Below are 25477 nucleotides of genomic sequence, written 5' to 3'. Positions count from 1 at the left end.
GTATTCACCGGCATCGCATTCGTAGCCCGGCCGAGCGAATGCGACGCCGGGAACGGCGCCATCACGAATACTTTTTTGTCCGCCGCGTGGGAGCGGTATTTGCCGGATCGTCCGGCCAGACATGTTTCGGATAGCGCCCCTTCATCTCTTTTTGCACCTCGCGGTACGACCCTTGCCAGAACGCGCTTAAATCACGCGTAATCTGCAATGGGCGCTGGGCGGGTGAAAGCAGCTCTAACACCAGCGCCACTCGCCCTTCGGCGATGGTCGGGGTGCTGGCTTCACCAAACATCTCCTGCATCCGCACGGCCAATGCCGGTGGATTATCCGCATCGTAGCGAATCGCGATTCGACTTCCCGTTGGCACAGTGTAATGAGTTGGCAGCGAACTCACCAGACGTTGTCGTAATGACCAGGGCAACCAGGCGTAAAGCGCCTGGCTAATATCCACTGAATTCAGCCCATGCAGAGAATGCACGCCGGTCATGTGCGGGAGCAGCCAATCCTCAAGCGATTCCAGCAACGCCTCATCGTCCACCGCAGGCCACGCCTCTTCCGGCAGCCAGCGTGCCGCACACTGTAATCGCAAGCGCAGCTGTTCGGCCTCGCTCGTCCAGTTAAGCACGCTTAGCCCTTTCTCGCGAATTCCGGTCAGCATCGCCTGATGAAGTTCGTTCTCGGACGGTTTTGCCAGCGGGCGCACGCTGAGCGTTAATTGACCAATCTGGCTACGACGCAGCGCTTTGAGCGTGCCCTGGGTATCATCCCACTCGACCGTGTCTGATTGTTGAAGCAATTCAGGGCAACGGGCGATTAAAGCGTCGATATCCAGCGCGCAGGCCTGCAAAATTCGCGCGTCCGGTGAAGCACTACCTTGCAACAACAACGGCGCAATCAGCCATTCGTGGCGATTTAACGCATCATCGGCGTCGAGCATCGCCCCCATGCCGTTTGCCAACTGGTAGCGCCCTTCCTGCCCGCGTCGACGTGCAATTCTGTCGGGAAAACCCTGGGCCAGCAGGGCCGGAATGGCGTCGCTATCCACCTGGCCCGCGCGGCAATTAAGCCGTTTGCAAAGCTGCTGGCTACGCTGTTGCCATTGACCCTGCGGCCGGGAAAATGCCTGGAGCAAATCATGATTGCTTCCGCGCGGCGGTTCTTCGAGGATAGCGGCCAGCCGCGCCGCCGTGGCGACCTCATCATCATTTTTTGCTGCCACCAGCATCGCTGCCAGACGGGGATCGTTACCTAAAGCGGCCATTTTCTGGCCCTTCGCGGTTAACCGCCCCTCCGACAGCGCGCCAAGCTGCGTTAACAAGCGCCTCGCCGCCGCAAGATTAGTGGCCGGCGGTTGATCCAGCCAGCTTAGCTGGGCCGGATCCGTACATCCCCACTGCAACAACTCGAGCAACAGTGAGGAGAGATCGCTTTGTAAGATTTCCGCATCGCTTTGCGCTGCCGCGCGCTCGGCCTGCTCTTTCGCCAGCAAATGCACGCATACGCCAGGTTCCAGTCGCCCGGCACGTCCGGCGCGCTGGGTCATTGAGGCCTGGCTTATCCGCTGAGTCAGCAGGCGCGTCAGGCCGCTGCGCACATCAAAACGGGCAACACGCTCCTGCGCGCTGTCCACCACCAGGCGAATGCCCTCTATCGTCAAACTGGTTTCGGCGATGTTGGTCGCCAGAACCACCTTGCGCTTGCCTGCCGGTGCGGGAAGAATCGCCTGCCGCTGTTCGGCAAGCGAAAGCGCACCATATAAAGGACAGAGCAACACATCATTCGCCACGCGCTCGGCAAGCTGGTTTTGTACGCGCTGAATTTCCCCTACGCCAGGTAAAAATAGCAGCAGCGAGCCGCTTTCATTGCGTAAAAGCTCAGCCGTAGCGATGGCAACCGCTTCATCAAAGCGCTGGTGTGAGGGTAATGACAGGTAGCGGCGCTCAACGGGAAACGCGCGCCCCTCGGAAATAACCGTCGGCGCTTCGGGTAGCAACTGCTGGAGTTTGTCGTTATCGAGCGTGGCCGACATGATGAGCAGCTTGAGATCGTCACGCAGCCCCTGCTGGACGTCGAGCAGCAGCGCCAGCGCGAGATCCGCCTGGAGGCTGCGCTCGTGAAATTCATCGAGGATCACAAGCCCCACGCCTGACAGTTCGGGATCTTGTTGGATCATGCGCGTCATGATCCCCTCCGTCACCACCTCAAGCCGGGTTTTCGCACTCACACAGGTTTCGGCGCGCATCCGATAGCCTACCGTTTCCCCCGGCTTTTCCCCCAGCAGTTCCGCTAGACGTTGCGCGACGTTACGCGCCGCCAGCCGGCGTGGCTCCAGCAGTAATATGCGCCCTTCAATCCCACCATCGCGTAAAATTTGCAGCGGCAGCCAGGTCGATTTACCCGCTCCCGTCGGCGCATTAAGAAGCACCTGCGGGGATTGTCGTAAGGCGATGAGCAGTTCTGGGAGGATGTTTGCGACCGGCAACAGGGACACGAATGGCTCCAGGGGTTAACATTAAACGGCGGACATTGTAGCATCGCGTCAATTCATAACCGAGTCCCGACGATGTCTGAGTCTAAAAGACTGTTTTTCGCCATAGAGATCCCAGCGAAAATTCAAAAGCAACTGGTGCAGTGGCGAGCGGATCATTTTCCGCCCGACGCCGGTGTGCCGGTCACCGCCGCCAACATGCATATCACGCTGGCATTTCTCGGCGACGTCAGTGCGGAAAAACAGCGGGCGCTGGCGATACTTGCCGGACGTATTCGCCAGCCGGGGTTTACGCTACATCTTGACGACGCCGGGCAGTGGCTGCGTTCGCGCGTAGTGTGGCTCGGTACGCGCCAGCCGCCGCGCGGCCTGTTGCAGCTTGCGAATATGCTTCGCGCACAGGCGGCACGTAGCGGCTGCTATCAAAGCCCGCAGCCGTATCATCCCCACCTCACGCTGTTGCGCCATGCCGGACAAGCGGTGCCTATCCCCGCTCCCGGTTTTCACTGGGATTTTCCCGTCACCGAGTTTGTACTCTACGAATCGCGCTTTTCCGCAGGCCGTACCCGATACAAGCCATTGCAGCGCTGGACGCTCAGCGAATAATTAAGGAAATCCGATGCAGTTTATGCCGCCGCTCCAGTCCGCCACGCTCATCAAACGCTATAAGCGCTTTCTTGCAGATGTGATAACCCCCACGGGTGAAATTTTCACCTTGCACTGCCCCAATACCGGAGCAATGACCGGTTGTGCAACGCCGGGCGATACCGTGTGGTATTCCACATCAGAAAATACTAAGCGTAAGTATCCGCACACTTGGGAATTAACTCAGACACAAAATGGGGCTTTTATATGCGTCAATACACTCCGGGCAAATACATTAGCAAAAGAAGCGATAACGCTTGGGAAAATACCTGAACTTACTGGCTACAACGCGCTGAAAAGTGAAGTGAAATACGGCACGGAAGGCAGCCGTATCGATATCATGTTACAGGCGGATGATCGTCCTTGCTGCTATATTGAAGTGAAGTCAGTGACGCTGGCAGAACAGGAGTATGGCTACTTCCCCGATGCAGTCACCGTGCGGGGTCAGAAGCATTTACGCGAACTGATGGGCGTTGTGGCGAACGGAGAGCGCGCCGTTTTACTGTTTGCAATCTTGCACTCAGCCATTGAATATTTCTCTCCGGCACACCATATTGATGCTCAATATGCAAAGCTATTAAATGAGGCGCACAAAAAGGGGGTAGAGATTTTGGCTTATAAAGCGGAACTTTCTGCCGACAATATCACTCTGATATCGCCGTTACCCGTCTCGTTAACCACGGGTGAATTTGCATAGAAAGTGTTCGGGCTGCGGCGCAAATACGCTTTTCCTCACAGCATTGTCAAGTGTTACGTTTAGATAATTGCCATCGGGAAAAGCATCTGTTATTTATAGCGGCCTGATTTTTCCCCCGAACACGGGGATCGATAGTGCGTGTTAAGGAGAAACAACATGCAAGAAGGGCAAAACCGTAAAACATCGTCCCTGAGTATTCTGTCCATCGCAGGGGTAGAACCATACCAGGTTAAACCGGGCGAAGAGTATATGAACGAAGCCCAGCTAGCGCACTTCCGACGTATTCTTGAAGCATGGCGTAATCAACTTAGGGATGAAGTCGATCGCACCGTTACTCACATGCAGGACGAAGCTGCAAACTTCCCGGATCCGGTAGACCGTGCCGCGCAGGAAGAAGAATTCAGCCTCGAACTGCGTAACCGCGATCGTGAACGTAAACTTATCAAAAAGATCGAGAAAACGTTGAAGAAAGTCGAAGATGAAGATTTCGGCTACTGCGAATCCTGCGGTGTTGAAATTGGCATTCGTCGTCTGGAAGCACGTCCAACGGCCGACCTGTGTATTGACTGCAAAACGCTGGCAGAAATCCGCGAAAAGCAGATGGCAGGTTAATCGCTCGCGAATACTCTATCTTCAAGGCGGGAATCACTTCCCGCCTTGTCATTTATTACTGCTATAAACATGTTATCAAAACCCTATATCGGGCGTTTCGCCCCCTCACCTTCCGGTGAACTGCATTTCGGCTCGCTTATTGCGGCGCTTGGCAGCTATCTACAGGCTCGCGCCCAACAAGGCGTCTGGCGAGTTCGTATAGAAGATATCGATCCCCCTCGTGAAGTTCCCGGTGCTGCAACGACGATTTTGCATCAGCTGGAACATTACGGCCTGCACTGGGACGGCGACGTTCTGTGGCAGTCTCAGCGACACGATGCTTACCGCGAAGCGCTGGCCTGGTTAAAAAATCAGGACCTGTGCTATTTCTGCACCTGTACGCGAGCGCGTATTCAGAGCGTGGGCGGAACCTATGACGGCCACTGCCGCAAGCGGGGCTTTGGGCCGGAAAACGCCGCCCTACGTTTGCGCCAGGTTCATCCGGTGATGGCGTTCAACGACAGGCTGCGCGGAACGCTCCAGGCTGACGAGCGACTGGCGCGCGAAGATTTTATTATTCATCGCCGTGATGGACTTTTTGCCTACAACCTGGCGGTAGTGGTCGACGATCATTTCCAGGGCGTGACTGAAATCGTCCGTGGCGCAGATTTAATTGAACCCACCGTGCGGCAGATTTCGCTCTATCAGCTGTTTGGCTGGCCGGTGCCTGATTATATTCATCTGCCGCTGGCATTGAATGAAGAAGGTGCTAAACTTTCCAAGCAAAATCATGCACCTGCTTTACCCACTGGCGATCCGCGTCCTGTTCTTATCGAGGCGTTGCGCTTTCTGGGGCAGGCGATACCAGCGCAATGGCAGGATTTAACGACGGCGCAATTATTACAAAATGCCGTCCTTCACTGGTCGCTCACCGCGGTGCCCGAGACAGCGAAGATCAATCCGCCATTCTCAAATGCGTTAGGCTGAGCTATGATTAGCCGCTATTTTTTTGTCCTGGATACTGATATTACCGAGGTGCACCATTTTTACCCGAGTCGCTAATTTCTGCCGCAAGGTGCTAAGCCGTGAGGAGAGCGAGGCTGAGAACGCCGTTGCTAAACCTGCTATGACTGTCATTCCGCGCGAGCAGCACGCTATTTCCCGCAAAGATATTAGCGAGAACGCCCTCAAGGTTCTTTATCGTCTGAACAAATCAGGCTACGAGGCTTATCTCGTTGGCGGCGGTGTCCGCGACCTGCTTTTAGGCAAAAAACCAAAAGATTTCGATGTCACCACCAGCGCCACCCCGGAACAGGTACGAAAACTGTTCCGTAACTGTCGTCTGGTAGGACGCCGTTTCCGCCTGGCACACGTCATGTTTGGCCCGGAGATTATCGAGGTTGCCACCTTCCGTGGTCACCATGAAGACGGCCAGTCTGACCGAACTACCTCTCAGCGTGGGCAAAACGGCATGCTGCTACGTGACAATATCTTCGGCTCCATCGAAGATGATGCCCAGCGTCGCGACTTCACCATCAACAGCCTTTACTACAGCGTGGCCGACTTTACCGTTCGCGACTACGTTGGCGGTATGCAGGACTTGTCTGACGGTGTGATTCGCCTGATTGGCGATCCAGAAACCCGCTACCGTGAAGATCCAGTACGCATGCTGCGCGCGGTCCGTTTTGCCGCCAAGCTCTCTATGCGTATCAGCCCGGAAACGGCCGAGCCTATCTCGCGTCTGGCGACGTTGATGCACGATGTCCCGCCAGCACGTCTGTTCGAAGAAGCGCTCAAGCTGCTGCAAGCTGGCTATGGTTATGAAACCTATAAGCTGCTGCGTGAATACAATCTGTTCCAGCCGCTGTTCCCGACCATCACCCGCTACTTCACCGAAGATGGTGATAGCCCGATGGAGCGCATTATTGCGCAGGTGCTGAAGAATACCGACAACCGTATCCACAACGATATGCGCGTCAACCCGGCCTTCCTGTTTGCCGCCATGTTCTGGTATCCGCTGCTGGAAATGGCGCAGAAAATCGCTCAGGAAAGCGGCTTGGTCTATCACGATGCCTTCGCGCTGGCGATGAATGATGTGCTGGACGAAGCCTGCCGTTCTCTGGCGATTCCAAAACGCATTACCGCGCTGGTACGCGACATCTGGCAGCTACAGCTGCGTATGTCTCGTCGTCAGGGCAAGCGCGCGTGGAAGCTGATGGAGCATCCAAAATTCCGCGCCGCTTACGACCTGCTAGCGCTGCGTGCCGAAGCGGAAAACAATCACGAACTGCAGCGTTTAACCCAGTGGTGGAGCGAGTTCCAGGTGGTTGCTCCTCCGGCACAGAAAGATATGCTAAACGATCTGGGTGATGAGCCCGATACCCGCCGCCGCCATCGTCGTCCGCGTAAACGCGCGCCGCGCCGTGAGGGTAGCGCGTGACGCTTGCGTATATCGCACTCGGCAGCAACCTCGCCTCTCCGCTGGAGCAGGTGAATGCTGCCGTTGCGGCCATCAGGGACATTCCTGACAGCCGCGTGGTGGCCGTTTCCTCTTTTTACCGCACGCCGCCGCTCGGCCCGCAGGATCAGCCTGATTACCTGAATGCCGCCGTCGCGCTGGAAACCACGCTCACGCCCGAAGCGCTGCTTAATCACACTCAACGCATTGAACTCCAGCAGGGTCGCGTGCGCAAAGCCGAGCGTTGGGGGCCACGTACGCTTGATTTAGATATCATGTTATTTGGTCAGGAAGTGATCCATACGGAGCGCCTCACCATCCCTCATTATGATATGAAAAATCGCGGTTTTATGCTGTGGCCGTTATTTGAAATTGCCCCGGAAATAAATTTCCCAGATAACGAGCGTCTACAAACTTATCTGCATAACCATTTTCCAGATTGTCCTTCCCGCTGGTAATTCTTACCTGATTGTTCCCCCAGTATTCATTTTATTTCATTCCTCGTCCAATAAGATACGGCATGATGAGTTTGTATCTTATTGCGATTCATCGTGTGTTATTCACTCGCACCCTGATTTTTCTTTACTTAATCCATTAATAAAATAGATTCAATAATCAATTCCGAAAATGAACCATCACATTCATGAAAGTAATGCCAAACAACAAAACAAATAAAAAACATCATTAATTCCATAATTCAATAAATATTATATATGAGTTCAATTGTTTACTTTTGCATTGCCACTACGTATTTTCGCTTATACTGACGACAAACAAATATCAAGAATATGAAAAGAAGGCCAATACATCTAAATTATATATAATTCAACCCACAACTAAATGACACTATATATTGAAAAAAGAATAATATTATTCACCAAGCAAATAATATAACAAACAAAATCATTTTTTTATATTTTACATTAGTGCTTTGCAAGAGTATAAATCACCGCGTCTGACGTTCCCAACGGTATAAATATTATACCTGACGCAAACGTAGAACAAATAAAATTTAAACATTAATATATATGGAAAATTCATTAATGAATAAGAAACTCATTGTTTTAGCATTAACGGCTTCGGCTATTACTTCAGCATCCGCTTTTGCAGCCGATGGTGGTCAGTTAAATATTTCAGGGCTGGTGTCAGATGAAACTTGCGATCTGCGCGTTAATGGTGGCGCACGCGATGGTTTAATTTCACTGAAAACCGCAACCGTTTCTGAAGTGACCACCGCGGGTGAAGTGAGTGCAACCGCGGTTGGTGCTAAGGCAGAACCGTTCAGCATCACCGTAGATTGCTCTGCAGCAGGTGGTACGCCAGCTAAAACTAACTCAGCGCTGACCATGAGCTCTGTCTTCTTCAGCAATAGCAAAGGCACCTTAAACAACGATACTTCGGTTGATACACCTGCAACAGGTACGACCGTTGCTATTCACGAAGTGAGCGATACCGGCACTTATAAGCAGGTCCTAATCAACAATCCAACGGATATTCATACCAAAGCATTCACGGAAAACGTCGCAGTTTATAACTTTACCGCTTCTTATGTGAAATCTGACAGCGTCACGCCTGTTGGCGGCGGCTTTGTCAAAACAAACGCTGCTTATACAGTAACCTACAACTAATTAAACGTTGTGCTGGCAATAAAGCCATCGCCGATTAATTACTGTTTACGTTATCAAAAGTAAAACTAGCGGGTTGAGATAACTAATCCCCCAACCCGTTCATCTTCTTTGTCCATGGAATGACAAAATGCCGCTAAAAAAACATTCAATCACCGTATTGTTATCGCTAGCTCTTAGTGGATTATTCAGCGCAGCCTGTAATGCGGACATCGTATTATCCGGTACGCGCATCATCTATAAAGCAGGGAGCGATGAAACCACTATCCGTATGGAAAATCGGGGCACCCATCCGCTATTAGTCCAGACATGGTTAGATACCGGGGACGATAATGCCGATCCGAGTACTATTTCAGTCCCCTTTACCGCGACGCCCCCTATTTCAAGAATCGAACCGGCACGTGGCCAGACGGTAAAAATCATGTATTCCGGTGCTGCAACCACATTGCCGACCGATAAAGAATCTGTGTATTGGTTTAACACGCTGGAGATTCCTGGCAAAGCCAAAAATGAAGAGACAAATGGTAAAAACCTTCTTCAGCTGGCGTTTCGTACACGGATAAAACTCTTTTATCGTCCTGAAGGTCTGCCGGGGCGCCCAAGCGATGCGCCTGAGCAGATAAAATGGGATTTGCGCACTGATAAAAATCAGGTGGTATTACGCGCCACAAATTCGTCCCCTTATTATGTTTCATTTAGCTCAGCGTCTTTAAAAACTGCCGACAAGAAATATACCGTACAGGCCAGTATGGTCGCGCCGAAAAGCTACAGTGATTTTGTCGTTGTGGGCATGAAGCAAATCAGCAAAGGCACCTTAGAGTATTCGGCAATCAATGATTTCGGCGGCGCTATTTCAGGAAAGTCATCTCTATAAACTAACAATTATAATATTGGGATTATTATGCATCATTTTTTGGGGCAGTTCAGGAAAAAAACTCTGTGGCGGGCAATAAGCTGCTGCCTGCTAGCCTATGGCGCACCGTTATGGGCGGAAGAACCCATGGATTTCGACCCCTCCTTTTTAATGGGACAAAAAAACACCAATATTGATTTAGAGCGTTATAGCCAGGGTAACATCACGCTGCCGGGCCACTATAAGGTGGTGGTTTACTTAAATGGTGCGCAAGCTAATAATCTGGAACTCGATTTTTTTGAAATAAAGAAACAGCAAACCGCCGTCCCTTGTATTTCAAGCCTGACGCTATCGCAATTACATATCAAAGCGCCCGATACAATCACGGATGCTGATATATTATTAAAAAAAGAAAGTGCAGCTAAAGACTGCCTGAATCTTCAAACCTTAATCCCTCAATCATCGTTGCGTTTCGATAACGGCGATCAGCGGCTGGATATTACCGTACCGCAAGAAAGTATCATTAAAAAATATAGCAACTATGTTTCCCCTTCATTATGGGAAGATGGCGTCAATGCCGCGTTATTCTCCTATAACCTTAACGGCTGGCATAGCGAAAATCAGGGCTATGATAATGACAGTTTCTACGCGGGGATGATGGCGGGCTTCAATTTAGGCAACTGGCATTTTCGTTCGCAGGGTAACTATTCCTGGTCAAAACAGGGAGCAAGCGATTTTCAGTATCAAAACCGCTATGTCCAGCGCGATATCGCTTCCCTACGCTCCCAACTGATCATCGGCGAAACCTACACCACAGGTGAAACATTCGACTCCGTCAGCCTGAGAGGGGTTCGACTTTATAGCGAAGACCGTATGCTGCCCCCGGTACTGGCAAGCTATGCGCCGGTTATTCGTGGTGTGGCGAATTCAAACGCCAAAGTCACCGTCACGCAAAACAATTATAAAATCTATGAATCGACGGTTCCGCCCGGCCCCTTCACCATCGATGACATTACACCATCGAGCTATGGCGCCGATTTAATCGTCACCATAGAAGAAGCTGACGGTTCGAAGCGTACCTTCTCGCAGCCATTTTCATCGGTGACACAAATGCTTCGCCCTGGCGTGGGGCGTTGGGATGTCGGCATGGGCGAGGTCAACGACGACAATCTGCGTGAAAAACCGGGCCTGGTTCAGGGAACATTCTATTACGGCCTGAACAATACCTTTACGGGCTACACCGGGCTACAGGTAACCGATAACGGTTATTATGCCGGACTGGCTGGCCTGGGTATGAACACCTATCTGGGCGCGTTCTCTTTTGACGTTACGCACTCCTCTACCGATATTCCTGACGATAAAAACTATCAGGGGCAAAGCTATCGTATTTCCTGGAATAAATATTATTCTCCAACGAACACCTCGCTCAACCTGGCGGCGTATCGGTACTCAACTAAAAGCTATTTAGGGCTTAATGATGCATTGGCATTAATTGATGATGCTAAACACCCTGACGAAAATGATCAAAATCGCGGAATTAATAATTTTAGTCGTTTAAAAAATCAGTTCTCGATTAGTCTCAATCAATCCTTACAAAGCGATGATAATGACTATGGCTCGTTTTATATGACCGGGACGTGGAGCGATTACTGGGTGACAAACAATACCCAAAGTGATTACTCCTTTGGCTACAGTAATAGTTTTTCCTGGGCCAGTTATAGCATTGGCGTGCAACGAAGCTACGATGAAGATAACCGTAAAGATGACTCCATCTATCTGAGTCTCAGTATTCCGCTTGAAAATTTATTAGGCGGACAGCGTGATAGCAGCGGTTTCCGTACCCTGAATATGAATGCCAGCAGCGACTTTAACGGTAACCACCAGACCACGGCCAGCGCCAATGGTAATAGCATGGATAACCGCTGGAGCTATAGCGTAAATACCGGCTACAACATGGTCAAAGAGGATAAAGACCTGTCAAATGTCGGTACGTTTGTGAGCTACGAATCTCCGTGGGGCACCGTTTCTGGTTCGGCATCTGCCAGCAGTAATAATTCACGCCAGTATTCTTTAAATACCGACGGTGGCTTTGTCCTGCATCGCCAGGGATTAACGTTCAGTAACGACAGTTTCAGTTCTGCGGATACGTTGAGTATTGTCGATGCACCTGGTGCTAAAGGCGCGCGTATTAACTATGGCAACAGTACTATCGACCGTTTTGGCCAGGGTGTCACCACGGCATTATCACCATATCGGGAAAACAACATTATCCTCGACATCAGCCAAATGGATAACGATACCGAGCTGAAAAGCACCAGCGCCACCTCCATTCCTCGGCTGGGCGCCGTGGTCGTAAGCCACTTTGAAACCGACCAGGGCCGTTCTGCTATTGCGCATATTATCCGTAGCGACAACAAGCCATTACCTTTCGCTTCCAGTATTTATGACGCCAGCGGCAAAGTATTGGGAACGGTTGGTCAGGGAGGCCAGGTGTTTGTTCGCGGGATCGACGATAGCGGTGAGCTGCGTATCGAATGGGTCGAAAATGCAAAAACCCAAAGCTGCCGCGTGCATTATCAAATCCCGGATGCGCCAAAAACTCTGGGCAAATCCATTTTGCTGGACGATCTCCCATGTCAGTTGCTGCAATAATTAAGGGCCGTATATGAAAAAATATACCTTATTAGCTTCTCTCTTCGTGGGAGCCGCCATTCCTTGCAGCAGCCTGTATGCTCAGGATCTCAGCGTTGATTTTACCGCCACGGTACAAGAAACCACCTGTCAGATGTCGTTAGCCGGGATAAGTGGGACGTCCATTGCCAACGCCAGCACGAACCAATATGAAATGACGCTGCCGTCGATGGGGATAAGTGCTGTCGTGAATGAAAGCGCTGAGTCAGAAGGTCATTTCAAGCTGCTTCCCACAAAGTGCGATAACACTCTGAGGGGATTAACCATGACCATGACCGGAAATCTGGTCAATAACAGCACCACCCTGATTGCCAATGACGAAACCAGTGGCGCCCAGAACGTGGGGCTGGCATTGAAACGGATGGGGTCAAGTACGCTTTTGAGTTTCGACGGTTCGACCCCGATTGCCTGGAGTCAGCAAGAAAGGACGAGCGGTCTTGATCTGACCGCCGCCATCCGTAAAACGGGGTCATCCGACGCGGTAACCGCAGGGAAATTCAAAGCAAAGGTTATTTTTACCTTTAACTACTACTAGCAAGGACGCTCGGTATGAATTATCAAAACAGAATTTTTTACCTGCTGATGCTCGTTTTTTTAAACGTTCCGATTACCCGGGCGGGAACCAGTACGCTTGAACTGACGGTGACGACAACGCTACAACCCAGCACTTGTGAAGCCACGCTGGTTAACGCCAGTGATACCTTAATTACCGCTGTCGACATTGGTGATGTGAATATCAATGACGTGGTTAACAAAACCAAATTTAAACCCTTCATGATCCGCTTTTCTCAATGCGAGGGGCTGTTGAAAAACACCGCCACCATCCGGTTGGAAAAAAAGACCGGCTGCGATGGCGATGCCAACAATGGTGCAGGATACCGAAATGCGCTTATCGGAGCGGATAACGCCACTGGGGTTTCAGCTGAAATCTGGACGGAAACCGCCGCAGGTAATAGTTCAGGCTCCGGTATTCAACTCAGCTGCGTCAATCCGCCGGTCAGTACTGTTGATCTCAAAGCACAGAGTGGCGCCACCTCGGTCTACTGGCCGCTCAGCGCCAGAATAGTGACTGCCCAGGATAAAACATCCGATGACATTGGCCCCGGCGCGTTTTCAACCCTGGCCACCTTTACCATTCAGTATGAGTAATTCCATGATGAATCACTTTCAGCGGACATTAGCGCTATTCATCCTTGCTTCAGTACCTGTCTATGCCTTTGCCGATACGGATGTTGAGGTTAAAGCGAATATTATCGCCGCTAGCTGCGAAATATCGCTCAACAATAATCAAAATATCGATTTAGGCACGGTGACGACGAGTTATTTTGCCTCCAATATTACGCCAGAAGATGATTATCCCGGCGGAAAAAAATTTGATATCACGGTTAAAAACTGTAACGGCATAGAGGGGAAAACCCCGACCCAATTAACGCTGAGTTTCACACCGGTGTCGGGAAAACTCTCCACGTACTCAAACCAGATTTTTGCTAACGCAAATCTGTCAGGAGCCCAAAATGTGGGGGTTGTTATTTTTTCCGCGCAGGATCCGGCTAATCACTTTAATGTCCTGAAAACAGATGGCACGCCAAAAAGTATTTTTCCAGTGACGAGTCAGGATCTTATTAATAAAAACTATACCTTTTACACACGATTGCAAAAAGAGAGTGACGCAGCATCGGTAACCGCTGGCGCAGTTAATGTCTCGGTGTGGGTATCAGCCTACTATGAATAAACGTTCTAATGAGGTGACGGCCAGATTATGGCACAGGGAATATCTCATTAGTCATCCATAAAAAAGGAAATGACATGCATCATTTAAAAGGGAAATGGTACCAGGCTCTTTTTATCATCATCTTTAGCGGCTTGTTGATAAACACAGCTTTCGCGGGTTCAAAAACGTTTGTTGCGGGAAATGATAGAGGTATAGGTAACGATAAAGGCCCGAGTGGCGACGGTTCCGCCAGCCTGACATACGCCCTAGGAAATGGGAGTTCTCTGGTCTTTTATAAAACCACTTCTGCAACCCCGATACCGGCAAACGTCAAGCTTAAATACCCAAATATTGATACCGGATACGGTGTCGGTGGCACGGGATTTGTTTATTGCACCTATCATAACAATGCCAGTGGCGTACTGATGCAATTGACTAATGCTATGGTTGCAGCCAATAAAGCGTATGGCGGACATAACTTGTTTAAGACCAATATAACGGGTTTATATTACAACATTACTATCAGTAGCCCGCATACCGATGGTGCTGCCATTTCACTCCCCGCACAAACAACATACATCGGTGATGTTACCAGTGTGCCACTGACGTTTACCGATACATATAATCGATGTGATGATGAAACAGGGCGTGCAATATCATCGCCAACGTATCAATCCTATGGCGGCATTGTCTCTAATATGGAGATTGAGTTTTTTACTGATAATACTTTCTCACCTTCCAATGGTTCAACCGTGGAATTATTAACCAGCGACCCAAGCTATTTACTTAAATACCACACGGGCGGCGCGGGTTCAAAGGTAGTCACAACTGCAATCTATATTAAATTTAGTTTAGCCAGCGTTACCATCACCAACCCGACCTGCTTTACCTCTGTTTTAAGTGGTACTACAGTGGTGAATGGCAATGAAGTTCAATTAGGCAGCTATAGCCCTCAATCGATAAAAGATGGCGCCGCCGATGTACCTTTCGCTATTGAACTACAAAACTGTATTCGTGTGAAAAATATTGAGGTTAAATTAAAGACCAACAAACTCGGCAAGGATGTCACGTTATTAGGCAACACCCTGACCGGGAACACCGCTGCAAGCGGCGTTTCTGTCCAGATTCAAGGTGAGCAAACCACGAAAAGCAGTAAAATGGTGCTAAAACCTAATGATTCCGCGTCTATATATAAAGACTATGAAGATGAAACCGACACCTCTAACGGCATTTTTGGCGGTGGTGCGGAAGGTTCTGCTACCAGCCAGACGCTTCACTTTTTAGCGACGCTCAAACAGGATAGTTCGCAAACCATTATGCCCGGCCAATTCAAAGCCTCCGGGGTATTCTCTATTACTTACCCTTAAGGTAATTCCGGTAGCTTAACGGCTACCGGTAATGCCCATAAAGGATTAACAAATCCGTTCATCTTCCCCTACAATGCGCCCATTACCGATTTTTAAGGCGACAGAGGTTAAGATGAAACCAACAACTATCTCATCCTTACAAAAATACAAAGCGGAGAAAAAGCGCTTCGCAACCATTACGGCTTACGATTTCAGCTTTGCCAAACTGTTTGCTGACGCGGGCATTGAGGTCATGCTGGTCGGCGATTCTCTGGGCATGACCGTACAAGGGCACGACACCACTCTGCCGGTCACCGTTGAAGACATCGCTTATCATACCCGCGCGGTACGCCGCGGCGCGCCAAACTGCCTGCTGCTGTCCGACCTGCCGTTTATGGCTTACGCCACACCGGAGCAGGCTTTTGAAAATTCCGCAGCAGTGATGCGCGCGGGTGCCAATATGGTCAAAATCGAAGGCGGCGCGTGGCTGGTGGATACCGTCAAAATGCTGACCGACCGCGCGGTGCCGGTTTGCGGACACCTGGGCTTGACGCCGCAATCGGTGAATATCTTTGGCGGCTATAAAGTGCAGGGTCGCGGTGATGCCGGACAGGTTTTGCTGGATGATGCCCTGGCGCTGGAAGCGGCGGGCGCACAGCTCATGGTGCTGGAATGCGTCCCGGTTGAACTGGCAAAACGGGTGACTGAAGCCCTGTCTATTCCGGTTATTGGCATCGGTGCCGGTAATGTCACCGACGGACAGATTCTGGTGATGCATGATGCCTTTGGTATCACCGGCGGCCATATCCCTAAATTTGCGAAAAACTTCCTTAGCACGGCAGGCGACATGCGTGCCGCGGTAGAGCAATATATGGCTGAAGTCGAGTCCGGCATTTATCCGGGCGAAGAACACAGTTTCCATTAATTTTTCGCTCTGGGGTAACCTGACGTAGGCCTGATAAGGTGAAGCCGCCATCAGGCAACCCCGCGCGCATTGCCGGATGGCGACGCGTAACGCGTTTTATCCGGCCTACTGGTCATCGCGAAATTCAAGGAGTTATGTTGTGTTGATTATTGAAACCCTGCCGCTGCTGCGTCAGCATATCCGCCGTCTTCGTCAGGAAGGCAAACGCGTTGCGCTGGTGCCCACCATGGGCAACCTGCACGACGGTCATATGACGTTAGTTGAAGAGGCAAAAACGCGCGCCGACGTCGTGGTGGTCAGTATCTTCGTCAACCCGATGCAATTTGACCGTGCCGAGGATCTGGCTAACTACCCGCGCACGCTCCAGGAAGATTGCGAGAAGCTGAACAAGCGTAAAGTGGATTATGTCTTTGCTCCCGCCGTGGCTGAAATTTACCCGCAGGGCCTGGAAAATCAGACTTTCGTGGATGTTCCAGGTCTCTCCACAATGCTTGAAGGTGCCAGCCGCCCTGGGCATTTCCGCGGGGTTTCCACCATTGTCAGTAAGTTATTTAATTTAATTCAGCCGGATATCGCCTGTTTCGGTGAGAAAGATTTCCAGCAGCTGGCGCTCTTGCGCAAGATGGTCGCCGATATGGGCTACGACATTGAGATCGTCGGCGTCCCGATTATCCGTGCCAAAGACGGGCTGGCGTTAAGCTCACGTAACGGTTATCTGACCGCAGAGCAGCGTAAAATCGCACCGGGCCTGTATAAGGTGCTGAGTAACGTTGCCGCGAAGTTGAAGGCCGGTGAGCGTGAACTCGATGAGATCATCGCCATCGCCGAGCAGGAGCTTAACGAAAAAGGCTTCCGCGCCGACGATATTCAGATTCGCGATGCCGACACCCTGCAGAGCCTCACCGAAAACAGTCAGCGCGCCGTGATTTTAATGGCGGCCTGGTTGGGCAAAGCGCGGCTTATCGATAACCAAAGCGTAGAACTCTAAACCGTAGCCCGGCCAAGCGAAGCGCCGCCGGGATTGGCACCGAGTCTCCCCCGGCGGCGCTTCGCTTGGCCGGGCTACGTGAATGTGCGTAATTGTGCAAAACGATATCGTTTGCAGCGTGCGATGCGTGTCGATACGCAATTTATCGTAAGCAAGCTTAATCGCATCTAGACACCTGGTTTAAATGGGGCAATACTGCTTGCGAAATTTCTCAAGGCAGTCGAGAACTGCTTTGTTTCCGTTAAGAATTAAAGGTAGACGCTATGATTCGCACTATGCTGCAGGGCAAACTCCACCGCGTAAAGGTTACGCAGTCTGATCTGCACTATGAAGGCTCCTGCGCCATCGATCAGGACTTCCTCGACGCCGCTGGAATTCTGGAAAACGAAGCCATTGATATCTGGAATGTGAACAACGGCAAGCGTTTCTCTACCTACGCCATTGCGGCAGAGCGTGGGTCTAAAATCATCTCCGTTAATGGCGCTGCGGCGCACAATGCTGACGTTGGCGATATCGTGATTATCGCAAGCTTCGTCACCATGTCTGACGAAGAAGCGCGGACCTGGCGTCCGAACGTTGCCTATTTTGAAGGTGACAACGAAATGAAGCGTACGGCTAAAGCGATTCCGGTACAGGTTGCCTGACGCTCACCGGCGCGCGGCGTTTTGCCGGGCGCCAGCTTATCCCTGCGGCTGGTTGCTAATCAGCCGCGACATTGTCTCCAGCGAATCCGTCCTCAGGATATACAGCCGCTTCAGCAGCATCGGATTATCCCCCGGTTTTACCTTCCCCTTTACCGTCGTCACCGCCATGTGAAAACCCGCGTCGTTCGCCGCCTTCACCGCCGTGGCGTTATAGCCGCCGAACGGATAGGAGAGATACAGGACATGCGGATTAAACTGCGCCAGCGCGCGCCGCGAATGCTCAAAATCAAAAAGAATATTGTGATAGCTGCGGCTTAGCAAAACGGGCCTGCGATAACCGTCAACGCGATGCAGGAAATGGGTATGCGACTGGAAATCGAATACGTCTTTTATCTCTTCTAGCTCCGAAATACTCATAAACTGTAACGACTTCGGCGCCCATTTTTGCGGGTGGCGCTTAATACGCGATGAGACAATAAACGCCGTCGCTTTCATTCCATACTGCTTTAACAACGGGTAGGCATAGCGGCTCACCGACTTCAGCCCATCGTCAAAGGTAATCACCACCGCGCGCGCCGGCAGGTTAGTCCGGTTATGCAGGTAATCGTCCAGTTGATACATCGTCAACGTGGTGTAGCCCATATCACGCAGCCAGGTCATCTGATTGCTGAAAGCACGGACAGAAGTGGTGGTTGAAGTGTGGCGAAAGCGAGTGTTCTCTTCATCGCGCAGAATATGATGGTAGGTCAGCACGGGGATGCCGTTATCAAGCTGGGCATCTAAGGCGCTGATATAAGCCAGACGTTCGCCAAGACGAATTTGATACCAGGTTTGATTAAGCCGGTCTTTCAGCCGGTTAATCACCGGATAACGGAGATTCTCAGCCAGCATCCCGAACGGCGCGCTGCCCACATCCGGCGCGTTATAGACCGGGGTATCTTTCCAGGTCAGCAGGTTTTGGTTGCTCAGCGGTTTGTTTAAATCGCCCAGCCCATCCTGCACCCGCTGACGCCCCTGCACCGGTTCCAGATGACCTTTGTCGACAAAGCCTTTGCCGAAGCCAAAACTGAAGCTGTAGTAATCTTCAGCGCCCGGCTCAATGGCGATGATTTGCCCGGCACGCAGGTTTCCTACCGTCATCGTCTTGTTGCCAATCTGCGCCCAAATCGTCGCATCCTCGGTCGTTTGCATATAGCGGGCAGGCAAGGCGGCAGCGACGCTGCCGGAGAAAAGCATCAGAAAAACAATAATACGTATAGCCATGAGCAATAACCGAAGCGGGAGCCGACTTGCTTATTGTAACAAAAGCTACATCAATACCAATGTTTAAGGCTTATACAGGTCATGAAGTAAAACGAAAGGTGGGTTTTTCTGCTGCTGATGCCATAAGCTCGTGACACCCGGCGTTCCCAGCTCCACGATACGCTGACGAAAAGCGCTACTGCTCATCGACTCTCGCAGAGGAACCATTTGTTCAAGCAATGTATAGTGGATACCGGCAATCACTTCGCAGCCGCTGTGCTTATGACTCATTAACGACGCAACGCGATACGGCGCGGCCCCGGCGTTATCCGTTAAAAAAATAACCCCGTCGCCAGAATCAGTTTGATACAGCGCTTCACACATCATGCGACTGAGCATATTAGCGCTCAGTCCGCGCCAGTAATTGACGGCCCGGCACTGCGGCAACGGCCCGTACGTTTTTTCCAGACGTTCAAGCAGTTCCTGTGCTCTATCGTCATGGCAGGAAATCACCCAACCCAACATAATTTGCCTCCTTAGCAGGCAAGTAGTTTAGCGGAGCAATCGATAAAGAGGAGTGATGACTGTCAAAGAACGCTTCCCGGCAGGGCTCGCCTGCCGGGAAATACAGCAGATTTAGCTACGCAGACCGCGTCCGCGCTGGATCAAATACCAGCACAGCAGGTAAAAGACGGCGATAAACACCACCAGCACCGCCACGGTGGTCACCAGCGGCACGTCGTTAATACCGAGGAAACCGTAGCGGAAACCGCTAATCATGTAGACGATCGGGTTTAGGTGTGACAGCGCCTGCCAGAACGGCGGCAGCAGCGTCAGCGAATAGAATACCCCGCCCAGGTAGGTCAGCGGCGTCAGCACGAAGGTCGGGATCAGGCTGATATCGTCGAAGGTCTTAGCAAATACCGCATTCAGCAGCCCGGCCAGCGAGAACAAAATCGCGGTCAACACCAGCGTCAGCGCGACGAATACCCACGAGTGAACCTGGAATGGAACGAAGAACAGGGAAATCGCCGTCACCAGAATCCCCACGCACAGCCCACGTGCCACACCGCCGCCGACAAAACCGGCAATAATGACATGCGTCGGCACTGGTGCTACCAGCAATTCTTCAATGTTGCGCTGGAACTTGGCGCTAAAGAATGATGAGGCCACGTTAGCGTAGGCGTTGGTGATCACCGCCATCATGATGAGGCCCGGCACGATAAACTGCATGTAGGTAAAGCCATGCATTTCACCAATCCGCGAACCAATCAGATTACCAAAGATAATAAAGTAGAGCGTCATGGTAATGACGGGCGGCACCAGCGTCTGGATCCAGATACGCATAAAGCGGTGGATCTCTTTCGCCCAGATGCTTTTCAGCGCGACCCAATAAAGGTGCATCATGCGCGATCTCCTTGTTTGTCATGAACCAGCGACACGAACAGTTCTTCGAGTCGGTTGGCTTTATTACGCATACTCAACACCTGAACGCCCTGCGCGCTTAGCTGCGCGAAAACGCTGTTAATCCCCTGCTCACGCAGCACTTCCACTTCCAGCGTCGAGGTATCGACCAGTTTGTACTGGTAGCCATCAAGCTTCGGCAGCGGGCTTTTCGGCGCGAGGTCGAGAATGAAGGTCTCTGATTTCAGCTTGGAGAGCAGATTCTTCATGGAAGTATTTTCCACCAGCTCGCCGCGCTGGATAATGCCGATATTACGGCACAGCATTTCAGCTTCTTCCAGATAGTGGGTGGTGAGAATAATGGTGGTGCCTTTGTCATTGAGATCTTTTAAGAATCCCCACATGGAGCGGCGCAGTTCGATGTCGACCCCCGCCGTGGGTTCATCAAGGATCAGCAGTTTAGGCTCATGCATTAACGCACGGGCAATCATCAGGCGACGTTTCATCCCGCCGGAGAGCATCCGCGCACGTTCGTTACGTTTATCCCATAAATCAAGCTGTTTGAGGTATTTTTCGCTGCGAATGACCGCTTCTTTATGTTCTACGCCGTAATAGCCCGCCTGATTCACCACGATTTGCTGCACGGTTTCAAAGGGGTTGAAGTTAAATTCCTGCGGCACCAGTCCTAGCTGGCGCTTGGCGTTCACCACGTCCTTTTCCAGGTCGTAGCCAAAGACGCTGACGCGCCCGGAGGTTTTATTCACCAGCGAACTGATAATGCCGATGGTTGTTGATTTACCTGCGCCGTTCGGCCCCAGAAGCGCGTAAAAATCACCGGCTTCGACTTTTAAATCTATCCCACGCAGCGCCTGTAAGCCGCCAGGATAGGTTTTTGTCAGTTGCTCTAGTTCCAGTGCAATGGTCATAGATTTTTGCTTACCTTACATTCTGATACTTGATATTTACTCTACGTCATTTAAGTTGCGGCAAGGCGGCGACGCAGCGAATCCCCGGCAGCGTACACTCGTAAGTGACTGGGGTGAGCGAGGAAAGCCAACGCGGCTGCAACGTAAAGTACGACGAGTATTTTGTGTTAATCAATCAGGAGTTGCCCTATATTACCCCCACGCAAATTACTGGGTTACAGCCTCCATGAACGACATAGATACACTCATCAGCAACAATGCACTATGGTCAAAGATGCTGATAGAAGAGGATCCCGGATTTTTTGAGAAACTGTCGCAAGCGCAAAAACCGCGCTTTCTATGGATTGGATGCTCAGACAGTCGCGTTCCCGCCGAACGGCTGACCGGGCTCGAACCGGGCGAACTGTTTGTTCACCGCAATGTGGCAAACCTTGTCATCCACACCGATCTTAATTGTCTTTCCGTGGTGCAGTATGCCGTTGATGTGCTGGAAGTTGAACACATTATTATCTGTGGGCACTACGGCTGCGGTGGCGTCCAGGCAGCGGTCGAAAACCCGGAACTGGGGTTAATCGACAACTGGCTGCTGCACATCCGCGATATCTGGTTCAAACATAGCTCATTGCTCGGTGAGATGCCGCCGGAACGTCGCCTTGATACGCTTTGTGAGCTAAACGTCATGGAACAGGTGTATAACCTGGGACACTCCACCATCATGCAATCAGCATGGAAGCGTGGCCAGAAAGTGATGATTCACGGCTGGGCATACGGGATTCATGACGGCCTGCTGCGCGACCTCGACGTGACGGCCACCAGCCGCGAAACCCTGGAACAGCGTTATCGCCACGGGATTTCCAACATCAAGCTCAAGCACATCAATCACAAATAGGGGCAATAACCCCTTGTAGCCCGGACGAGGCGGAACGCCGACTCCGGGGCAGTTCGGTGCATATCCCGGCGTCGCCATGCTCGGCCGGGCTACACCACCGTCAGCGCCATCAGGCACCGCGACAAACTTACTCGTCCAGCATCACTACTTTGCCGACATACGGCAGATGGCGATAGCGCTGTGCATAGTCAATACCGTAACCGACCACGAACTCGTCCGGGATGGCAAAGCCGACAAACTCAACCGGTACTTCCACTTCGCGGCGCGACGGCTTATCCAGCAGCGTACAAATCGCCAGCGACTTCGGCTCGCGCAGCTCCAGAATCTCACGCACTTTAGACAGGGTGTTGCCCGAGTCGATAATGTCTTCAACGATCAGCACATCTTTGCCACGAATATCTTCGTCGAGATCTTTGAGGATTTTCACATCGCGGGTGGTAGACATACCGCTGCCATAGCTCGATGCCGTCATAAAGTCGACTTCGTGTGGAACCTGTACTTCACGGCACAGGTCGGCCATGAACATGAACGAGCCACGCAGCAGACCCACCAGCACCATTTCGCTGCCGCTATCTTTATAGCGCTCGTTAATCAGACGACCTAATTCGGCGATACGCGCTTTGATCTCCGCTTCCGGGATCATCACTTCAACAGTATGTTTCATTTAACTAACCACATGATTTTAAATGTACATCGCTCAACCTGTTAGCCCAGAGCAACAAGGTTGATCAGCAAGCGGGAAAGTATACCAGCAAAACGGATCGGGCGGCTAATTCGATAATAAAGCTCAATTTGTGATTCCGGTCACACTTGTTAAATCCTATAATGAAATGAAAGCAAAAAATTAACAAAACAGATGGACACTCTTCTATGGCAGAAACGAAATATCAACAATCACGATTACTCGTGAGGCTAACGGCCCTCTTCGCCGCATTCTGCGGGCTGTATCTGTTAATCGGCGGTATCTGGCTGGTCGCCATCGGCGGCTCCTGGTACTACCCTATCGCCGGTCTGGTGATGCTGGGGATTACCGCCCTGTTATGGCGCGCGAAACGCTCAGCGCTGTGGTTGTACGCAGCACTTTTACTCGTCACCATGATTTGGGGCGTGTGGGAAGTCGGCTTCGATTTCTGGGCGCTGACGCCGCGTAGCGACGTGCTGGTGATTTTCGGCGTGTGGCTGATTTTGCCGTTTGTCTGGCGTCGACTCTTTGTGCCTTCCAGCGGTGCTGTGGCGGCGCTGGTCGTCGCGCTGTTGATTAGCGCCGGTATCCTCACCTGGGCGGGCTTTAATGACCCACAAGAGGTTAACGGTACGCTGAGCGCTGACGCAACGCCTGCTGAGCCAATCTCACCGGTTGCCGACCAGGACTGGCCCGCTTACGGACGTAATCAGGAAGGCCAGCGTTTCTCTCCGCTCAAGCAGATAAACGCTGAGAACGTGCACAAGCTGAAAGAAGCCTGGGTGTTCCGCACCGGCGATCTGAAGCAGCCTAACGACCCGGGTGAAATCACCAACGAGGTCACGCCGATTAAAGTCGGTAATATGCTCTACCTGTGTACAGCCCACCAGCGCGTGTTCGCGCTCGACGCGGCCACCGGTAAAGAGAAGTGGCACTTTGACCCGCAGCTGGGTACTGACCCAAGCTTCCAGCACGTGACCTGCCGCGGCGTGTCCTACCATGAAGCGACAGCCGACAACGCGTCTCCTGACGTGGTCGCCGATTGTCCGCGCCGCATTATTCTGCCGGTAAACGATGGTCGTCTGTTTGCGCTGAATGCCGAAACCGGTAAGCCGTGCGAGTCCTTTGCCAATAAAGGTATTCTCAATCTGCAAACCAACATGCCGGTCACCACGCCGGGCATGTACGAGCCAACCTCACCGCCAATCGTCACCGATAAAGTGATTGTGATTGCCGGCGCGGTAACCGATAACTTCTCCACCCGCGAACCGTCTGGCGTTATCCGCGGTTTTGACATCAACAGCGGTAAGCTGCTGTGGGCGTTCGATCCGGGTGCCAAAGATCCGAATGTTATTCCGGGTGATGAACACCATTATTCTCTGAACTCGCCAAACTCATGGGCACCCGCGGCCTATGATAAAAAACTGGATTTGGTTTATCTGCCAATGGGCGTGACCACGCCGGATATCTGGGGCGGTAACCGTACGCCGGAGCAGGAACGTTACGCCAGTTCAATTGTGGCGCTGAATGCCACGACCGGTAAGCTGGTATGGAGTTACCAGACCGTACACCACGATCTGTGGGATATGGATATGCCGTCGCAGCCGACGCTTGCGGATATCACCGTGGACGGTAAAACCGTGCCCGTGGTTTATGCGCCAGCCAAAACCGGCAACATCTTCGTGCTGGATCGTCGTAACGGCGAGCTGGTGGTTCCGGCCCCTGAAAAACCGGTTCCACAAGGTGCGGCGAAAGGCGACTACGTCACCAAAACCCAGCCTTTCTCTGATTTAAGCTTCCGTCCGAAGAAAGATCTGACCGGCGCAGACATGTGGGGCGCCACCATGTTTGACCAACTGGTGTGCCGCGTGATGTTCCATCAGATGCGTTATGAAGGCATCTTCACCCCACCGTCCGAGCAGGGCACGCTGGTGTTCCCGGGTAACCTGGGGATGTTTGAATGGGGCGGTATCTCGGTCGATCCAAACCGTCAGGTGGCGATTGCTAACCCAATGGCCCTGCCGTTTGTATCGAAGCTTATCCCACGCGGCCCGGGTAACCCGATGGAGCCGCCGAAAGATGCGAAATCCAGCGGTACCGAATCGGGTATTCAGCCACAGTACGGCGTACCGTTTGGCGTCACCCTGAACGCCTTCCTGTCACCGTTTGGTCTGCCGTGTAAACAGCCTGCTTGGGGTTATATTTCTGCGCTGGATCTGAAAACTAACCAGGTGGTGTGGAAAAAACGTCTGGGCACGCCGCAGGATAGCCTGCCGTTCCCAATGCCGGTTCAACTGCCGTTTAATCTGGGGATGCCGATGCTGGGCGGCCCAATTTCAACGGCCGGTAACGTGCTGTTTATCGCGGGTACTGCGGATAACTATCTGCGCGCGTTCAACATGAGCAACGGTGAGAAACTGTGGCAGGGACGTCTGCCAGCAGGTGGCCAGGCAACGCCGATGACCTATGAGGTGAATGGCAAGCAGTACGTGGTCATTTCCGCAGGCGGTCACGGTTCATTTGGCACCAAAATGGGCGATTATATCGTGGCCTACGCCTTGCCTGACGAGTAGCCCTCAACGCTGCGCGCCATCAGGCAAGTGCCGGATGGCGGCATAATGCCTTATCCGGCCTGTAAGAGAGCAACACCGTAAATACCCAACCGCCCGCTA

Annotated in this window: 24 protein-coding genes; 18 read left to right on the top strand and 6 right to left on the bottom strand. The window is 51.9% G+C overall.

What is annotated here, in order from left to right; genetic code table 11:
• Positions 1 to 61: 61 nt before the first annotated feature.
• On the bottom strand, positions 62 to 2491 hold the full coding sequence (gene hrpB / locus ACIPDS_RS19495) for an ATP-dependent helicase HrpB (protein ID WP_400739386.1): 2430 nt from the start codon (positions 2489 to 2491) through the stop codon (positions 62 to 64).
• Between the two features lie 72 nt (positions 2492 to 2563).
• Here hrpB and thpR point away from each other — a divergent pair, with 72 nt between their 5' ends.
• The 16 genes from thpR (at position 2564) to panD (ending at position 17662) form a co-directional block, all read left to right on the top strand.
• Positions 2564 to 3094 carry an RNA 2',3'-cyclic phosphodiesterase gene (gene thpR, locus ACIPDS_RS19490; RefSeq protein ID WP_400739383.1) on the top strand — a complete coding sequence of 177 codons (531 nt, stop codon included), beginning with the start codon at positions 2564 to 2566 and terminating at the stop codon, positions 3092 to 3094.
• A gap of 13 nt (positions 3095 to 3107) precedes the next feature.
• On the top strand, positions 3108 to 3830 hold the full coding sequence (gene sfsA / locus ACIPDS_RS19485) for a DNA/RNA nuclease SfsA (protein ID WP_400739380.1): 723 nt from the start codon (positions 3108 to 3110) through the stop codon (positions 3828 to 3830).
• 156 nt (positions 3831 to 3986) lie between these two features.
• A complete protein-coding gene (gene dksA / locus ACIPDS_RS19480; RefSeq protein ID WP_035891939.1) occupies positions 3987 to 4442 on the top strand; it encodes an RNA polymerase-binding protein DksA in 456 nt (151 codons plus the stop codon).
• 69 nt (positions 4443 to 4511) lie between these two features.
• Entirely contained in the window at positions 4512 to 5408 is an 897-nt protein-coding gene (gene gluQRS / locus ACIPDS_RS19475) for a tRNA glutamyl-Q(34) synthetase GluQRS (protein WP_400739376.1), read from the top strand.
• A gap of 55 nt (positions 5409 to 5463) precedes the next feature.
• The gene (gene pcnB / locus ACIPDS_RS19470) at positions 5464 to 6861 is read left to right on the top strand and encodes a polynucleotide adenylyltransferase PcnB (RefSeq protein ID WP_400739491.1); all 1398 of its coding nucleotides are present in this window, start codon (positions 5464 to 5466) and stop codon (positions 6859 to 6861) included.
• Entirely contained in the window at positions 6858 to 7337 is a 480-nt protein-coding gene (folK, locus tag ACIPDS_RS19465) for a 2-amino-4-hydroxy-6-hydroxymethyldihydropteridine diphosphokinase (RefSeq protein WP_400739373.1), read from the top strand. The genes pcnB and folK overlap by 4 nt, the downstream gene beginning before the upstream one ends.
• A 585-nt stretch (positions 7338 to 7922) precedes the next feature.
• Positions 7923 to 8507 carry a fimbrial protein gene (locus ACIPDS_RS19460; protein ID WP_400739371.1) on the top strand — a complete coding sequence of 195 codons (585 nt, stop codon included), beginning with the start codon at positions 7923 to 7925 and terminating at the stop codon, positions 8505 to 8507.
• Between the two features lie 127 nt (positions 8508 to 8634).
• The gene (locus ACIPDS_RS19455; protein ID WP_400739368.1) at positions 8635 to 9378 is read left to right on the top strand and encodes a fimbrial chaperone; all 744 of its coding nucleotides are present in this window, start codon (positions 8635 to 8637) and stop codon (positions 9376 to 9378) included.
• Positions 9379 to 9405: 27 nt separating this feature from the next.
• Positions 9406 to 12009 (top strand): outer membrane usher protein, encoded by a 2604-nt coding sequence (locus ACIPDS_RS19450; RefSeq protein WP_400739365.1) that lies wholly within the window; start codon positions 9406 to 9408, stop codon positions 12007 to 12009.
• A gap of 13 nt (positions 12010 to 12022) precedes the next feature.
• Positions 12023 to 12583: a fimbrial protein gene (locus tag ACIPDS_RS19445; RefSeq protein ID WP_400739362.1), complete on the top strand. Its 561-nt coding sequence runs from the start codon at positions 12023 to 12025 to the stop codon at positions 12581 to 12583.
• A gap of 14 nt (positions 12584 to 12597) precedes the next feature.
• Entirely contained in the window at positions 12598 to 13197 is a 600-nt protein-coding gene (locus tag ACIPDS_RS19440; protein ID WP_400739359.1) for a fimbrial protein, read from the top strand.
• Positions 13198 to 13201: 4 nt separating this feature from the next.
• On the top strand, positions 13202 to 13780 hold the full coding sequence (locus ACIPDS_RS19435) for a fimbrial-like protein (protein ID WP_400739356.1): 579 nt from the start codon (positions 13202 to 13204) through the stop codon (positions 13778 to 13780).
• Between the two features lie 74 nt (positions 13781 to 13854).
• Positions 13855 to 15126, top strand: coding sequence for a fimbrial protein (locus ACIPDS_RS19430; protein ID WP_400739353.1), 1272 nt, complete (start codon positions 13855 to 13857; stop codon positions 15124 to 15126).
• A 112-nt stretch (positions 15127 to 15238) separates the two neighbouring features.
• Positions 15239 to 16030 (top strand): 3-methyl-2-oxobutanoate hydroxymethyltransferase, encoded by a 792-nt coding sequence (panB, locus tag ACIPDS_RS19425; protein ID WP_400739350.1) that lies wholly within the window; start codon positions 15239 to 15241, stop codon positions 16028 to 16030.
• A gap of 139 nt (positions 16031 to 16169) precedes the next feature.
• A complete protein-coding gene (panC, locus tag ACIPDS_RS19420; protein ID WP_400739347.1) occupies positions 16170 to 17018 on the top strand; it encodes a pantoate--beta-alanine ligase in 849 nt (282 codons plus the stop codon).
• A gap of 263 nt (positions 17019 to 17281) precedes the next feature.
• Positions 17282 to 17662: an aspartate 1-decarboxylase gene (gene panD, locus ACIPDS_RS19415; RefSeq protein WP_052282994.1), complete on the top strand. Its 381-nt coding sequence runs from the start codon at positions 17282 to 17284 to the stop codon at positions 17660 to 17662.
• A gap of 36 nt (positions 17663 to 17698) precedes the next feature.
• Here panD and ACIPDS_RS19410 read toward each other — a convergent pair whose 3' ends face one another.
• The 4 genes from ACIPDS_RS19410 to ACIPDS_RS19395 all read right to left on the bottom strand — a co-directional run bounded on the left by ACIPDS_RS19410 (position 17699) and on the right by ACIPDS_RS19395 (position 21234).
• Complete coding sequence (locus tag ACIPDS_RS19410) at positions 17699 to 18925, bottom strand: polysaccharide deacetylase family protein (RefSeq protein WP_400739344.1); 1227 nt, start codon at positions 18923 to 18925, stop codon at positions 17699 to 17701.
• 63 nt (positions 18926 to 18988) lie between these two features.
• Complete coding sequence (locus ACIPDS_RS19405) at positions 18989 to 19429, bottom strand: PTS sugar transporter subunit IIA (RefSeq protein ID WP_166516296.1); 441 nt, start codon at positions 19427 to 19429, stop codon at positions 18989 to 18991.
• Between the two features lie 111 nt (positions 19430 to 19540).
• Positions 19541 to 20311, bottom strand: coding sequence for an ABC transporter permease (locus ACIPDS_RS19400; protein ID WP_400739340.1), 771 nt, complete (start codon positions 20309 to 20311; stop codon positions 19541 to 19543).
• Complete coding sequence (locus tag ACIPDS_RS19395; RefSeq protein ID WP_400739337.1) at positions 20308 to 21234, bottom strand: ABC transporter ATP-binding protein; 927 nt, start codon at positions 21232 to 21234, stop codon at positions 20308 to 20310. The genes ACIPDS_RS19400 and ACIPDS_RS19395 overlap by 4 nt, the downstream gene beginning before the upstream one ends.
• Positions 21235 to 21460: 226 nt before the next feature.
• On the opposite strand from ACIPDS_RS19395, the gene can reads away from it, so the two are divergent.
• Positions 21461 to 22123, top strand: a complete 663-nt coding sequence (gene can / locus ACIPDS_RS19390) for a carbonate dehydratase (protein ID WP_166516300.1) — start codon at positions 21461 to 21463, stop codon at positions 22121 to 22123.
• Between the two features lie 127 nt (positions 22124 to 22250).
• On the opposite strand, the gene hpt is transcribed toward can, so the two are convergent.
• A complete protein-coding gene (gene hpt / locus ACIPDS_RS19385; protein ID WP_400739333.1) occupies positions 22251 to 22787 on the bottom strand; it encodes a hypoxanthine phosphoribosyltransferase in 537 nt (178 codons plus the stop codon).
• A 206-nt stretch (positions 22788 to 22993) separates the two neighbouring features.
• Between hpt and ACIPDS_RS19380 the strand changes: the two genes are divergently transcribed.
• Positions 22994 to 25378, top strand: a complete 2385-nt coding sequence (locus ACIPDS_RS19380; protein WP_400739330.1) for a glucose/quinate/shikimate family membrane-bound PQQ-dependent dehydrogenase — start codon at positions 22994 to 22996, stop codon at positions 25376 to 25378.
• The last annotated feature ends 99 nt before the right edge of the window (positions 25379 to 25477 follow it).

This window comes from Kluyvera sp. NPDC087067 (genome assembly GCF_044745165.1).
Lineage (GTDB): Bacteria > Pseudomonadota > Gammaproteobacteria > Enterobacterales > Enterobacteriaceae > Kluyvera.
The sequence above is the reverse complement of the archived record's forward strand: the minus strand, read 5'-3'. Positions and strand labels throughout refer to the sequence as shown.